Below are 13,401 nucleotides of genomic sequence, written 5' to 3'. Positions count from 1 at the left end.
CCCATGGACGACCAGCTCACCGTGCTGCTGCCCGCCGCCGCCGTCTGGGTGGCCGCCGCCCTCGTCGCGGACGGCCTGCCGAACCTGGACCGGGCCCGCGCGCTGCGCCGGCGTACCCGCTGGTTGTCCGCCCTCACCCTGACCGGCCTGGCGCTGACCGCGGCCGTCCTGGTCGCGGGTCTGCTGAGCGCGGGCGCCACGCCGATCGACCGGGCCGGCCGCGGGCTCCTGCTCGCCGCCGCGCCCGCGCTGGTCGTGGCGGCCTGCTCGATCCGGCGGATCCGCCGGCTGCGGGCCGGCGCGGGCGCCTTCGCCGCCGCGCCGGACACCCCGGCCCCGCACGGCCTGCGTGCGGCCGCGGCCCACCCGCTGGTCGGGCTCCCGATCCAGGTCACCGCGATCGCGGTGCTGCCCGCGGTGGTCTCGGCCGCCGGCCTGGACCTGCTCGCCGCGCCCGCCGTGACCGGCCCGGCGATCACCGTGGGTTGGCTGGCCGTCACGACGATCGGGGTACGCCACGCGCTGCGACACAACCGGTTCGCCGAGCGGGCGGCGCCACCGCCGGCGACCGCCGGGTCACCGCGAGCGGCCGGTGCCCTGCACGTATAGCAGCTCCAGGATCGCCCGGGTCGCCTCGAACCAGCGGTCCAGCCAGCCCGGCGGCGGGACGCTGCCCTTGGGGGGCAGCTCCATCAGCAGGCCGCGCAGCAACGGGTGGTCGACCAGCGACTCGGGCTGCTCGACCGGCCAGCCGCTGGGCGGGAAGGACGGCTCGGTGAGCGGGTTCGGGTCCAGCGAGGGCAGGGTGAGCGGCGGGGTGGCCTGCTCGGGCCCGGCGGTGTCCCGGCCGCCGATCTCGCTGTCGGTGGAGGAGACCTCGGTGAGCACGGTGTCCCGGCGCGCCCCGCGGTACTTGCCGCCGAACCGCTCCGGCTTTCCCGGACCGTTGGTGAGGTTCTCTGAGCCGATCGTCGTCATCCGTCTCGCCTGCCTCGTTCGGTTGCCGATCCGTGCGGTTCAACGAGGCGGGACGGAACTGGCGACGGGTGGCCGGGAGCGCCACCGGTCGAGGCGGACGAAATGGTCCCGCCCGGCCACGCTGCCGGGCGGGACCACGCTTCTGGTCCGGGGGCCGTCATCCGGTCCGGCGCGCCGCCGGGCGGCGCGGGGCCGGATCAGGGCCGGGGTCGATCAGCCCCGGACCAACCCGCCGCTCCGCGCGCCGGCGACGAAGGCGTGCCAGTCACCCGGGGCGAAGACCAGGGCCGGCCCGGTCTTGTCCTTCGAGTCCCGGACGCCGACCGCCCCGGGCACGTATGCGACCTCCACGCAGTTGTCACAGTTCGGCCCGCTCTTCGAACTCTTGAACCACGTCGCCTGCGTCAGGTCCACGGGGAACTCCTTGGTCGCCATTTCCACAGCGGCTCCTCTGCCAGTTTTGCAATGTGTGCGATGGATTCCTCCGGGCGTATGGCCGCTGCTCGAATGTGATCGAAGATGAAGCTGTACTTCTGCAGTTCGTCGCTCTTCTCGAGGAAGAGCCCACCCGTGGCGTTCTCCGCGTACACGACATCGGGATCACTCGGTTCGGGGAAGCTGAGGATCGTGAAGGTGCCGTCCATGCCGGCGTGCGCTCCCACCTCGAAGGGCAGGACCTGCAACGTCACGTTCGGCAGTTGGGCTACCTCCACCAACCGGCTGAGCTGGCCACGCATCACCTCGTCGCCGCCAACCGGCCGGCTCAGCACCGCCTCATCGAGCACCACCCACAGATCGACCGGATCGTCCTGCGTCAACAACGACTGGCGGCCCAGACGGACACGCACCCGCTGTTGAACCTGCTCGACGGTGAAGTCGGGCCGGGCGGCCCGGATCATCGCGCCCGCATACTCCTCGGTCTCCAGCAGGCCCGGCACGACCTGCTGCTCGTACGCCCGGATCGAGCTGGCCGCCGCCTCCAGCCCCACGTACGCCCCGACCAGGACCGTGCTGTACGGGTGCCACCAGCCCTTCTGCCGGGCCTCGCGGGCGATCTGCACCAGCTCGTCGCTCTCCGCGCCGACCACCCCGTAGATCCGGAGCATGTCCCGCACGTCGCGCGGGGTGGCCGAGGTGTGGCCGGTCTCGATCCGGGAGATCTTGGAAGCGGAGCACTCCAGCTGCTCGGCGACCACCTCGATGGTGATGCCGGCGGCCTCCCGTTGCCGGCGGAGTTCCGCCCCCAGGCGGCGACGCCGGATGGTGGGGCTGCGCCGCTCGGTCACGACGCGGCCCTCCGGCCCGCTGGACGGGAACGTTGACTCCTCGCGCTCACCCGGACACCTCCGGTCGTCGCGCCCGGTGCGACACCCGCCGGGGGCGCGGCCGACGTGACGGCGGGATCGTTCGCGGCAGGGATGGTGCCGGTCGTCGACCGGCCGCGTCGGGCGAAACCGGCGTCCAGTGTGCCGTCCCGGCACCTGAGGCATCAAGCGTCCCGTTCACGTGTCGTGCTCGCGTATCGGCAAAAGCCGACGTGCAACTTGCATGAAGCACGTCGCTGGTGCACTCTGTCGGTATGGCACGGGTTACTCACCGTCTCCGCATGATCTCCCGGCGTGGTGATCCCATGGACCGTGGGACGGCAGGAGGGGAGCCGTCCCGCGCCGTGCGACCTGCCCCGGGGTGATGCCCCGCCGCTGCACGCCAGCGTGGCTGCGGCGGCGGGAGCGGTAACCGGGAGCAGCCGGGTGATGGTCGGGGGGTGGCCCGCCACCGCGGGCACCCCGACCAGCACCGACGTACCTGAACAGCCGGTCCCCCAGGGCACGACCCCGGCGCCGGGCGCAGATGACCCCCGATCAGCCCTCCGCCGGCCCGCCGGCCGGCCGAACTCCCCAGGAGCCCATGTGCTTCCCCGCTCCGGTGACGTACTGCACGTGACTCGCGCGGCGAGTGTCCAGTTCTTTCGACCGATCACCTTCCGGGTGATCCGGGTGCTCGACTGGCCGACCTACGACGGTTGGCTCTGGCTCGACGGCTACGAGTTGAACGCGGCGGGGGACGCGATCAACCGACGGTCGATCTTCGTACAGCAGTCGGGGCTGGAGCAGCTGCACGCCGCGCCGGTGCCGCGCCAGCACACCGTACGGACCCGACGCCCGGTGATCCGGACCCCGGTCCGGGTCTGACCCGACGATTGCCCGGTCGGGGGGCGTACCGCCGCCATAGAATCGGTACGCCACCCCGGCGAACGTATCCACCCCGCGCGTCCCGGACCCTGAACCTGGGATGGTCATGGTCAATCTGCCCGCCGCGCGGCGGCACCACCGGTCCCGTATCAGCTACGCCTTCGGGCTCCTGGCGGTCCTCGGAGCCGCGACCGTACTCGCACTCGTGGTCCGCCACCCCGCCTTCTCTGCCACCGAGCAGTTGAACGAACCCGTACCGGCTCCGGAGATCACCGTGGCCGGCGAGGGCAGCGCGCCGGCCACCGACCCGGAGGACGAGGCCGGCTGGGCCGACGCCGAGGCGTTCGGGGTGGCGCCCAGCCCGAACGTGTCGGGCGGCGGGGCCGGCGCGGGCGCGCTGGCCGAACCGGCGGGCCTGCCGAGCACCGCGGACGTCAGCCGCTCGCTCTTCTACTCCGGGCTGCTCGGCCTCGCCATCTCGCTGGCCGGGCTGGGTCTGGTGGGCACCAGACGCCGGCAGTGGTGACGCTCAGGGAGTAGCGGTCGCCGTCGGACCGGAGGTCGGCGTGCCGGCAGCCGTCGTCGGCGCGGCGGCCGGCTCGGCCACCACGATGGTGACCCGGTCGCCCGGGGAGAGCGGCTCGCCCGCCACCGGATCGGTCTCGATCACCGTGCCGGCCGGCTGGTCCGACTCCCGCGTCCGCACCCGGTAGTCCACGTCCAGCCGGTCCAGGGCCGCCCGGGCGGCCGCCTCCGGCAACCCGACCAGCGGCGGCATCGGCACCTCCGCGCTCGTGGGGCTGGCCGTGGTGGGCGCGGCGGTGCTCGGCGCCGCCGTGGTCGGCGCGGCGCTCGTCCGGGGGGCGGTGGTCGGCGCGGCCGACGGCAGCGGCCCGGGAGCCGGGTCCCGCTCGGCCGCCCGCAGGGCCCACCAGACCCCCAACCCGATCAGTGCGATCAGCACCAGGGCGAGGATGCCCAGCAGGATCGGCATCCACCAGCGACGGCCGGCCTGCTCCTCGGCGTACCACTCGGCGCCGGCCTCCTGATAGCCGGCCGGACGCGTCGGCACCCCGGCCCGCCCGGACCAGGCCGGCGGGACCGGTGCGGCCCCACCCACCGGTGGCTGCTGCGCGGTGGAGCCCGCGCGGGGCAGCGGCCGGGTCGCGTCCGGCCCTGGCCCGCCCGCCGCTCCGGCCCTCGGCATGGCCCGGGTCGCCTCGGCATCGCTGCCACCACCGGACACGGGCCGCGTCGCGTCCGGGTCACCGGCGGGCGCGGGCCGACTCGGCTCGGCATCGCCAGCGGCCATCATCTGCGTCGCGTCCGGGTCACCACCGGCGGGCACGGGCCGGGTCGCGTCCGGGTCACCGGCGGGCACGGGCCGACTCGGCTCGGCGTCGCCAGCGGCCATCAGCTGCGTCGCGTCGGGGTCGACGGGGGTCGCGGGGCGGGTCGCGTCCGGGTCTGCGGCCGGCGGCATCGCCCGGGTGGCGTCGGCGTCCCCGGCGGGGGGCTCCTGACGGTCGTCGCTCATGGCACGTCCTTTCCCCGCCGGGCCCGCTGGCCCTACCCGTGCACGGTATCGGGCCGGGCAACCACCGGCCGGGATCAGCGCGGCGAGCCGGCCGTCACGGTGTCGGGGACAGGGTGGTCGCCGGGGTGTCGGCCGGCGCGCCACCACAGCTCAGGCCCACCGGGTCGTTCCAGTGCGCCGCCGCGCCGCCGGCCGGTTCCTGGGCGGTGACCGGGCCGCGGCGGCCGGTCCGGTAGCGCGGGTAGAGGCCCGCCTCGACCAGGTCGTCCGCGGCGTCGTCGCAGTCCTCACCGACCACGTCGCGCACCGCGACCGCCGGGGCCGGCCCGCTGACCCAGAGGGTGACGGTGACGCCACGGCGCACCGGCGTACCCGGCGCGGGCGAGGCGCGCTGCACGGACCGGCCGGCGCCGGTGCCGAAGACGAGCTGCCAGCCGAGCTTCCGGTCCCGCAACTGCCGTCGGGCCGCCTCGAAGTCGGTGCCCACCACCTCGGGCACGGTGAGCCCGACCGGAGCGGTGGTCCGCGGGGTGGTGGGGCGCTCCGCCGGGGAGGTCTGCGGCGCTCCGGTCGGGGCGACGCTGCTCGGCCCGCTCGACGGTCCGCCGGTGGTGACCGGTGCGGCGACCCGGTCCGGCTTGCCGGCGAGCAGCCAGCCGCCGCTCGCGCCGACCATCGCGAGCAGGACCACCACGAGGCCGCCGCCGAGGACCAGCCTCATCCGGTCCGACCCCGGGTCGTGCGTCCCGTCCGGGTGCCCGTCGTCCGTCATCGCGTCCACCGCCTCAGTCACCGGCGACCGTACCGGCCGCCACCAAGCCGTCACGGCGCGGAGGAGACTAGCGCCTCCACTCGCCGCGCCGACGCTGGGACGCTACGCTCCCCCGCATGGCCAGACGGGGCTGGGGAGCATCGATCGCCACCGCGCTCGGCGTCGCCGCCGGCGCCGGTGCGGCACAGCTGGGCTTCGGCTACGGCCTCGGCATCCTCAACTGGGCGCCGGGGGATGCGCCGGTCGAGGCGGCCTGGGTGGCGAGCCTGGCCTGGGCCACCTGGATCTCCGCCACCTCGGTGGTGGCCGGCGCGGTCTGCGCCGACCGGTTGCCGGGAGATGACCCGGAATCCGGCCGTACGCTGCGGCGGCTCACCCTGGCCGTCGCCGCCGGGATCGGCGCCCTGGTCACCGTGCTGCTGGTCGCCGTACCGGCCCGCGCCGCCCAGGTGCCGGACACCTTCGCCCCGCAGACCGTCGCCGCCGGGTACGCCGCGCTCGGCCTGCTCATCGGGCTGCTGCTCGCGGTCTGGGCGCTGCACTCCCGGGCCGCCGCGACCAACCTGGTCGCCACCACCGGCTGGCTCTGGCTGCTCGCCGTGGTCTCCGTCGTCGACGGGGTGCTCTCCGGGCGCGGCCTGGGCACCGCCCAACTCGGCATCTGGCAGATCAGCGCGGACAGCGACCGGTACTGGATCCGGGACTACTTCTACTGGCCGGGGGCCCTGCTCGCGATGGGCTCGGCGGTGGTGATCGGCGCGCTCGCCGCCCGGCGTACGGCCCGGCTGGCGGAGCGGCGGGTCGGCGCGGCGGCCTCCGGTGCGGCCGGACCGATTCTCGTCGCGCTGGCCTACCTGCTGGCCGTGCCGAGGCTCGCGGGGATCTCCCCCGAGCAGGTGTCGGCCCACCTGATCGCCCCGTACGCGGTGATCGCCGGGATCGCCGGCTCGGTGCTGGTCGCCGCCCTGGCCCAGCGGGCCGAACTGCGGGCCGCGACGCGGGCCGGTGTGACGCTGCCCCGGCAGCGCACCGGCGAGCCGGACGAGTACACCGGGCACGGGTCCGACGGGACGGCCGCCGAGGTGCGTGACGACCACACCGGGCACGGGTCCGGCGGGACGGCCGCCGAGGTCCGCGCCGACGCGGCACCGGTGGAGCCGTCACCGCCGCGCCGGCGCCTCTTCGGACGCCGGTCCGCCGGGACCGGCACGCCGGCCGACGCCCCCGCCCCCGCCCCCGCCGACGCCGCCGAGCCGCCCGCCGGGGCACCCGGCGGAACGGCCACGCCGGAGGCCGGCTCTGGTGCGTCCGGCTCCGGTACGTCCGGCCGGAGTGCGTCCGGCCCGAGCCGGGCCGCGTCGGGCCCGCGATCGGGCAGCTCCAAGGGGTCGGCCCGGGCGGGTGCGGGTGCGTCCAGCGCCCGGGCGGGTGCGGGTGCGTCCAGCGCCCGGGCGGGTGCGGGTGCGTCCAGCGCCCGACCGGCCACCGCCGGCCCGGACGCCGCGAAGGCGACGGGGAGCGCCGCGCCAGCGGAGAGCGCCACGACGGCGGGGAGCGCCACGACGGCGCGGCCCGTCGGTGACCGGGGCCGGGCCATCCCGCCTCAGCGGCGGCCGATGGACGCAGCGCTCGACGGCGGGGACGGCGGCACACCGGACCCGGACGGACCGGCGGACGGGACCGGCACCGCCAGCGGGTCGGAGCAGGACGGCACCGGCCCGGCGACCGGCGGCAAGGCCCGCCGCCGCAGTCGCTGAGCACTCACGTAAAAGGGCTGCGCCGACGCCCCGACCCGCGCGGCCAGGCTCTTCCTGGCCGGGCACCACATCCCCGGCCGAACGTCCCGTGCTCGCCCCGACCGGCGGCGTGCCGACCGCACCGCCCTTGACCAGATCCGCTCGATCAAGCTCGATGACCGGCGCGCGGGCCCGGCCGGGCGGTCAGTCCACCGGCCAGGTGTGCACCGGCTCGTTGCTGCGCTGGAGTTCGGCGTACCGGGTCAGCATGTGGTGCAGCGCGGCGTCCCGGTCCATGCCCCGGTGCCGCTCGGCCGCCCAGACCGCCTCGGTCTGCCAGACCGCCCCGTTGCGGCCGGTACGGCAGCGCTGCTCGATGACGTCGAGCAGGCGGTCCCGCTCGGCCGGCGCGACGCCGAACCGGTCCAGGCCGGCCGCGGCCGTGGGCAGCAGCACGTCGAGCACCAGCTTGGTCACCGGCACCTCGCCGAGGCGCGGCCAGTGCAGCACGGCGTCCATGCCGCGCCGCGCGGCGGCGTGGAAGTTCTCCTCGGCCGAGGAGAAGGTGAGCTGGCTCCAGATGGGCCGGTCCGCCTCGGCGAGACCACGGGCCAGCCCGAAGTAGAAGGCCGCGTTGGCCAGCATGTCCACCACGGTCGGCCCGGCGGGCAGCACCCGGTTCTCCACCCGCAGGTGCGGCCGGCCGTTCATGATGTCGTAGACCGGGCGGTTCCAGCGGTAGACGGTGCCGTTGTGCAGCCGCAACTCGGCCAGCTCCGGTACGCCTCCGGCATGCAGCACCTCCACCGGGTCTTCGTCCTCGACGATCGGCAGCAGCGGCGGGAAGTAGCGGACGTTCTCCTCGAAGAGGTCGAAGATCGAGGTGATCCACCGCTCGCCGAACCACACCCGGGGCCGTACGCCCTGGGCCTTGAGCTCGTCCGGGCGGGTGTCGGTGGCCTGCTCGAAGAGGGCGATCCTGGTCTCCGCCCAGAGCTGGCGGCCGTAGAGGAAGGGCGAGTTCGCGCCGACCGCCACCTGCACCCCGGCGATGGCCTGGGAGGCGTTCCAGTAGTCGGCGAAGCTGTCCGGCGCGACCTGGAGGTGGAACTGGAGGCTGGTGCAGGCGGCCTCGGGGGCGATCGAGTCGGTGTGCGTCCGGAGCCGTTCCACGCCCCGGATGTCCAGCTCGATGTCCTCGCCCCGGGCGCCGACGATCTGGTCGTTGAGCACCCGGTAGCGCTCGTTCGTGGAGAGGTTGTCGGCGACCAGGTGGCGCTCGGTGAGGGTGGGCAGGATGCCGACCATCACGATCTTGGCATCGGACTTGGCGGCCCGTTCGTCGGCGCGGCTGAGGCTGCTGCGCAGGTCCTGCTCGTAGTCGGCGAAGCCGCTGGCCTCGATCAGTCGGGGTGAGGCGTTCAGCTCGAGGTTGAACTGGCCCAGCTCGGTCTGGAAGAGCGGGTCGGCGATGTCGGCGAGGATCTGGTCGTTACGCATGGCCGGTTCGGCCGCGGAGTCGACCAGGTTCAGCTCGATCTCCAGCCCGGTCATCGGGCGGTCGGCGTCGAAGCCGAAGTCGTCCAGCATCAGCGCGAAGACGTCCAGGCACCGCCGGACCTTCTGCCGGTAGCGGACCCGGTCCTCCCGGGAGAAGGCGCCCTGCTCGACGTCTCTGCCCATATGTCCTCCCGGCGCCGGTGCGACGGAACCGTACCGTTCCGCAACGCATTGTGAACCATTCACGTTGAGTCCGTAAGTGCGCCCGGACGGTCGAACACCGGTGGGCGCAGGTCTGGACTCCTACCCAGCCGCCACCCGCCGCACCACCTGGCAACCGACGAACAACACGTGACAATTCGCACCTGAAGACGAACGGGCCCGCGCCGTCGGGTGACGGCACGGGCCCGTTCGGGCGTACGGAAGGTCAGGCCTGGCGGACGGCCTCGCCCTCGATCTCGATCTTGATCTTCTTGCCGACCAGGACGCCGCCGGTCTCCAGCGCGACGTTCCAGGTGAGGCCGAACTCCTCGCGGTCGATCTCGGTGGACGCGGAGAAGCCGAAGATGTCCTGCCCGAAGGGGCTGCGGCCGACGCCCTCGAACTCGACCTCGAGGTCGACCGGGCGGGTGACGCCACGGATGGTCAGCTCACCGGCGAGGACGAACTCGTTGCCGTCCCGGGACTTCACGCCGGTGCTGCGGAACTCCAGGGTCGGGAACTGCTCGACGTCGAGGAACTCGGGGCTGCGCAGGTGCGCGTCCCGGTCCGCCTGGGCGGTGTTGATGCTGGCGGCCTGGATGGTGGCGGTCACCGAGGACTGCATGGGGTCCTCGGCGACGGTGATGGTGGCGGTGGCGTCGGCGAACTCACCGCGTACCTTGCTGACCATCATGTGCCGCGCGACGAACCCGACGCGCTTGTGGGCGACGTCCAGCAGGTAGGTGCCGGCGGCGGGGATGGTGAGGCCCTCCCAGTCGCGGGTAACGGCTTCGGTGCTGCTGGTCATGGTGCGGTCCTCCAGGGGAGATGGTTTAGTAGGCCAACGACTGACTCAGCAACTATAAGCATAGCAATATTCCATGTGTCAAGTACTGCTAGGATGGCTTCGTGGACCAGAACGTCTTCGACGACCCGCGGATCACCGCCATCGGCCTGCTCTTCGAGGCGACCGCCGGGCTGTCGGCCCGGTTCAGCGCCCAGTTCGAGGAGCACGGCCTCTCGGCGGTCGAGTTCGAGGTGCTGATGCGGCTCACCCGCTCACCGGGTCACCAGCTCCGGATGACCGACCTGGCGGCACAGACCTCCCTCTCCACCAGCGGGGTGACGCGGGTGGTGGACCGGATGGAGCGCGACGGGCTGCTCCGCCGCCGGGCCTGCCCGTCCGACCGGCGCAGCTCGTACGCGGTGGTCACCGCCGCAGGCCTGGCCCGGCTGGACCAGACCCTGCCGGGGCACGTGCAGATCATCGAGCAGTGGTTCACCGGCCAGCTCGACCCGGCCGCCCTGGACGCCCTGCTCGACGGGCTGCGGCGGGTCCGCGACGCGGTGCACCCCGGCGCCACCGCGGGCAGCACCGACCCTCTCCCGGCCGGCGCCGGAGACTGCTGACGCCGCACCTCCACCCAGATGCGCCACCCCGGTGGCGCCGGCATCACCTGTACCGGCGCCGCCGGCGGCCGACCGGCAGCCCGGTCAGTTCGGGCCCGGGCGGCGCTCCGAGGGCGAGCGGCGTACCCGCCGGTCACCGGCAGAACCACCGGCAGAACCGACACAGCTCCGCCGCAAAGGCCGCGAAAACCCCCCAAAAGACGTCGACGTTCTGGCTACGCTTCCCACGAGCGGGGGCGCACCGGGGGGTGCTGGCGCGAGCGATGAGCGAGGGGCAACATCAGGGGGCTACTTCGCTCGCGCCACCCCCGCTCTCTCGCGTGATGGCCCTCCCGCCCGGGCAGCTCCCGCCCACCGTCCTGCACCGCAACCCGTCCCGGGCCGCCCGATGGCCCAGCCGACGTCAGGCGCGTGGCCGGGCGGCCACCAGGGCGTAGAGCAGCTCCTCCTCGCGGGTGACCAGACTGACCCCGGTCGACCGGCGGGCCCGGTCCAGCCGCTCCAGCACCGCCACGTCGGCCGTGGTCGCCGCAAGACCCACCAGCGCCTCGATCGCGTCGCGCCGGTCCCGCGCCCCGGCAGCCGCGTGCGCGGCCGCGGCGAACCACTCGGCGGCCGCTTCCCGATCACCCCGGCGCAGCGCCAGGTGCCCCTCGATCAACGCACAGACCGCGTCCTCCGGGCGCCGGGAGCGGCCCGCCCCGGCAGCGGCCAGGTCGCCGACCGGTCCGCGCTGCCCCGGTGCCACCCGGAACGGGCGCAGTTCGGCCACCACCGCCAGCGCCTCGTCGGCGCGTCCCGCCTCGGCCAGGGCCAGCCCCACCGTGCCGAGCACCCGCCGCCGGTGCCCCGGATCGCCCAGCTCCGCCAGCGCCGCCGCCGCCCGGCGCCCCTGCGCCACGGCGTCGACGTACCGGCCCTCCAGCCGGGTCACCTCGGCGAGGTCGGCCCGGACCAGCACCCGGAGCCGCTGCTCACCGCACTCGGCGGCCAGCCGGTCCACCGCGGCCAGCCGGCGCCGCGCCCCGGCCAGGTCCCCCACCCGGAGGTCGTGCCAGGTCAGGTGGTGGTGGGCGACCGCCATCTCACGTACCCGGCCGTGCCGGGCGGCCAGGTCGAGCACGGCCTCACCCTGTGCCCGGGCCTCGTCGTGCGCCCCGGCGGCGGGCAGCAGCGTGCAGAGCACCGAACGGGCGGACAGCTCGCCGGTCACCTCGCCCTCCGCCTGGAAGATGGCCAGCGCCGCGCGCGCCGCGGGCAGCTCCTCCAGCTCGGCGGCGTGCTCGGCGGCCAGCCGCGCCGCCCCGGTCATCGCCCAGGCGCGCAGCAGCGGGCGGGCGTCGGCGGTCCGCGGGTCGGCCAGCAGCCGGCGCAGCCAGCGGCGGCCGGAGATGTCCCGCCCGCGCAGTCGCCACCAGCGCGGCAACGCCGCCGCCAGCCGCAGCGCGGTCAGCGGATCGTGCTCGGCGGCGTGCCCGAGCGCGGCGATGATGTCGCTGGTCACCTCGTCGAGCCGGCGGACCGTGCCGGTGAGGTCCGCGCCGACCAGCTCCGGCGCGGTCCGCAGCGCCAGCCCGGTGATCACCAGCGCGTGCCGGTGCCGGATCGCGGCCAGCTCGCCCTCGCCGGCCGCCTGCTCGGTGGCGAAGTCACGGACCGCGTCGAGCAGGCGGAACCGGAGCGGCCCGGTGCCCCGGATGCTGAGCAGGCCGAGTTCGCGCAGCCGCTCGAGGAGCGGCAGGGCGTCCTGCCGCGGGCCGCCGTCGGCCAGCAGCTCCTCGCCCAGTTCCACCGACCACCGGTTGCGGAACGCGGCGAGCCGGCGCAGCGCCGCGCGCTCCGCCGGCGCGAGCAGCCGGTAGCTGGTCGCCACCGCCTCGCGCAGGGTGACCGGTGCGGCCGCCCGGGCGGCGGGCTCCCAGCCGGGGCGGCCGCCGGTGGCCAGGTCGAGGACGCGGTCGCCGTACCGGTCGAGCAGCTCGGTGACGTCGAGGATCCGGCCCCGGGCGGCCATCAGCTCGATGGCCAGCGGCAGGCCACCGAGCCGGCGGACCAGCGCGGCGAGCGCCGGCAGCTCGGCCGGGGTCGGCGGCTCGGGCCGAGCCTGGGCCAGCCGGGCGGCGAAAAGCGCCGTGGCCGGCCACCGGGCCAGCTCGGCCGGGTCGGCGGGGGTCACCCCGGCCGGGGGTACGTCCAGCGGCGCGACGGGGCGGACCAGCTCGCCGGGGAGGCCGGCCGGACGCCGACCGGTGATCAGCACCCGCAGCGTCGGCGCGGCGGCGAGCAGCACGCGCAGCGCCTCGGCGACCGCCTCGGGTGCCCGTTCCACCGCGTCCACCAGCAGCAACGCCGGTCGATCGGCGAGCCGGCAGGCGAGGTCGGCCGGCCGGTTGACGCCGAGCACCGCGAGCGCGGCGGCGAGCACGTCGCCCGCCTCGGATCCCTCGCCGACCAGCACCCCGGCGACGCCGCCCGGATGGTCGGCGGCCACCGCGTACGCGACGGTGAGCGCGAGCGCGCTCTTGCCGACCCCGGCCAGCCCCACCAGGCTCACCACGGCACGGTCCGCGGCGAGCAGGGCGGCCACCTCGGCGACGTCCCGGTCCCGGCCGATCAGGGTGACCGGCTGGGGCAGCGCGATCGGCGTACCGGTGCCGGTGGTCGTGGCGCCGGTGACGGCGAGCTGCCGGGCGGCCGGGAGTGACGCGGCGGGGGCATCGGGGGCGCCGGCCGGGTCGGGCCCGCCGGGCCGCGCCGGCCGGGCCGCGGCCAGGACGGCCCGCCGGGCGTCGCCGGTCAGGCCGAGCGCGTCGGCGAGCAGATCGATGGTGGTGCGCTGGGGCCGGGCCGAGCGGCCGCGCTCCAGATCGCGGACGGTACGCACCCCGATGCCCGCCCGGGCGGCCAGCTCCGCCTGGGTGAGGCCGGCGGCCAGCCGGTGCCCACGCAGCAGTTCGGACAGCCGCAGGCGACCATCCGGGCGCGAACGATCATGACCGGGCGTCATGGTCACGAAGAGTACGGATCGGGTGCGACCGCCCACAGCCCATCGTCGGCCAGCCGACGTTCGGCCGC

12 protein-coding genes and 1 pseudogene are annotated in these 13,401 nt (G+C 75.4%); 5 read left to right on the top strand and 8 right to left on the bottom strand.

Going from position 1 to position 13,401, the window contains the following annotated elements; all coding sequences use genetic code 11:
• Nucleotides 1-3: 3 nt before the first annotated feature.
• Entirely contained in the window at nucleotides 4-609 is a 606-nt protein-coding gene (locus AB0I11_RS00335; RefSeq protein ID WP_357308261.1) for a hypothetical protein, read from the top strand.
• Here AB0I11_RS00335 and AB0I11_RS00330 read toward each other — a convergent pair.
• The 3 genes from AB0I11_RS00330 to AB0I11_RS00320 all read right to left on the bottom strand — a co-directional run bounded on the left by AB0I11_RS00330 (nucleotide 577) and on the right by AB0I11_RS00320 (nucleotide 2,264).
• A complete protein-coding gene (locus tag AB0I11_RS00330) occupies nucleotides 577-978 on the bottom strand; it encodes a hypothetical protein (RefSeq protein WP_357308258.1) in 402 nt (133 codons plus the stop codon). The genes AB0I11_RS00335 and AB0I11_RS00330 overlap by 33 nt on opposite strands.
• Before the next feature lie 213 nt (nucleotides 979-1,191).
• Nucleotides 1,192-1,413 (bottom strand): DUF397 domain-containing protein, encoded by a 222-nt coding sequence (locus tag AB0I11_RS00325; protein ID WP_357308255.1) that lies wholly within the window; start codon nucleotides 1,411-1,413, stop codon nucleotides 1,192-1,194.
• Complete coding sequence (locus AB0I11_RS00320; protein ID WP_357308252.1) at nucleotides 1,383-2,264, bottom strand: helix-turn-helix transcriptional regulator; 882 nt, start codon at nucleotides 2,262-2,264, stop codon at nucleotides 1,383-1,385. The genes AB0I11_RS00325 and AB0I11_RS00320 overlap by 31 nt, the downstream gene beginning before the upstream one ends.
• A gap of 624 nt (nucleotides 2,265-2,888) precedes the next feature.
• On the opposite strand from AB0I11_RS00320, the gene AB0I11_RS00315 reads away from it, so the two are divergent.
• Complete coding sequence (locus tag AB0I11_RS00315) at nucleotides 2,889-3,170, top strand: hypothetical protein (protein ID WP_046563117.1); 282 nt, start codon at nucleotides 2,889-2,891, stop codon at nucleotides 3,168-3,170.
• 100 nt (nucleotides 3,171-3,270) lie between these two features.
• The gene (locus tag AB0I11_RS00310) at nucleotides 3,271-3,696 is read left to right on the top strand and encodes an LPXTG cell wall anchor domain-containing protein (protein ID WP_357308248.1); all 426 of its coding nucleotides are present in this window, start codon (nucleotides 3,271-3,273) and stop codon (nucleotides 3,694-3,696) included.
• Between the two features lie 3 nt (nucleotides 3,697-3,699).
• Here AB0I11_RS00310 and AB0I11_RS00305 read toward each other — a convergent pair whose 3' ends face one another.
• Complete coding sequence (locus tag AB0I11_RS00305) at nucleotides 3,700-4,707, bottom strand: PASTA domain-containing protein (RefSeq protein WP_357308245.1); 1,008 nt, start codon at nucleotides 4,705-4,707, stop codon at nucleotides 3,700-3,702.
• A 94-nt stretch (nucleotides 4,708-4,801) separates the two neighbouring features.
• Nucleotides 4,802-5,500, bottom strand: a complete 699-nt coding sequence (locus AB0I11_RS00300) for a PASTA domain-containing protein (protein WP_357308242.1) — start codon at nucleotides 5,498-5,500, stop codon at nucleotides 4,802-4,804.
• Nucleotides 5,501-5,595: 95 nt separating this feature from the next.
• Between AB0I11_RS00300 and AB0I11_RS00295 the strand changes: the two are divergent.
• A pseudogene (locus AB0I11_RS00295) lies at nucleotides 5,596-6,462 on the top strand (hypothetical protein); the annotation flags it as partial.
• 957 nt (nucleotides 6,463-7,419) lie between these two features.
• Here AB0I11_RS00295 and AB0I11_RS00290 read toward each other — a convergent pair.
• Both AB0I11_RS00290 and AB0I11_RS00285 read right to left on the bottom strand, forming a co-directional pair.
• Nucleotides 7,420-8,898, bottom strand: coding sequence for a glutamate--cysteine ligase (locus AB0I11_RS00290; RefSeq protein WP_357308239.1), 1,479 nt, complete (start codon nucleotides 8,896-8,898; stop codon nucleotides 7,420-7,422).
• Nucleotides 8,899-9,142: 244 nt separating this feature from the next.
• Entirely contained in the window at nucleotides 9,143-9,724 is a 582-nt protein-coding gene (locus AB0I11_RS00285) for a YceI family protein (RefSeq protein WP_357308236.1), read from the bottom strand.
• Between the two features lie 101 nt (nucleotides 9,725-9,825).
• On the opposite strand from AB0I11_RS00285, the gene AB0I11_RS00280 reads away from it, so the two are divergent.
• Nucleotides 9,826-10,326: a MarR family transcriptional regulator gene (locus AB0I11_RS00280; protein ID WP_357308233.1), complete on the top strand. Its 501-nt coding sequence runs from the start codon at nucleotides 9,826-9,828 to the stop codon at nucleotides 10,324-10,326.
• A gap of 403 nt (nucleotides 10,327-10,729) precedes the next feature.
• Here AB0I11_RS00280 and AB0I11_RS00275 read toward each other — a convergent pair whose 3' ends face one another.
• Nucleotides 10,730-13,333, bottom strand: coding sequence for a helix-turn-helix domain-containing protein (locus tag AB0I11_RS00275; RefSeq protein WP_357308230.1), 2,604 nt, complete (start codon nucleotides 13,331-13,333; stop codon nucleotides 10,730-10,732).
• Nucleotides 13,334-13,401: the final 68 nt, after the last annotated feature.

The sequence above is a fragment of the Micromonospora sp. NPDC050495 genome (assembly GCF_040655175.1).
Taxonomy (GTDB): domain Bacteria; phylum Actinomycetota; class Actinomycetes; order Mycobacteriales; family Micromonosporaceae; genus Micromonospora.
This window is presented reverse-complemented; position numbering and strand designations above follow the sequence as displayed.

Excerpts from the sequence above, each read along its gene's own strand:
- AB0I11_RS00290 (WP_357308239.1), bottom strand. The coding sequence starts at position 8,898 with ATGGGCAGAGACGTCGAGCAGGGCGCCTTCTCCCGGGAGGACCGGGTC.
- AB0I11_RS00275 (WP_357308230.1), bottom strand. The coding sequence starts at position 13,333 with ATGACGCCCGGTCATGATCGTTCGCGCCCGGATGGTCGCCTGCGGCTG.
- AB0I11_RS00325 (WP_357308255.1), bottom strand. The coding sequence starts at position 1,413 with ATGGCGACCAAGGAGTTCCCCGTGGACCTGACGCAGGCGACGTGGTTC.
- AB0I11_RS00335 (WP_357308261.1), top strand. The coding sequence starts at position 4 with ATGGACGACCAGCTCACCGTGCTGCTGCCCGCCGCCGCCGTCTGGGTG.
- AB0I11_RS00285 (WP_357308236.1), bottom strand. The coding sequence starts at position 9,724 with ATGACCAGCAGCACCGAAGCCGTTACCCGCGACTGGGAGGGCCTCACC.
- AB0I11_RS00310 (WP_357308248.1), top strand. The coding sequence starts at position 3,271 with ATGGTCATGGTCAATCTGCCCGCCGCGCGGCGGCACCACCGGTCCCGT.
- AB0I11_RS00330 (WP_357308258.1), bottom strand. The coding sequence starts at position 978 with ATGACGACGATCGGCTCAGAGAACCTCACCAACGGTCCGGGAAAGCCG.
- AB0I11_RS00305 (WP_357308245.1), bottom strand. The coding sequence starts at position 4,707 with ATGAGCGACGACCGTCAGGAGCCCCCCGCCGGGGACGCCGACGCCACC.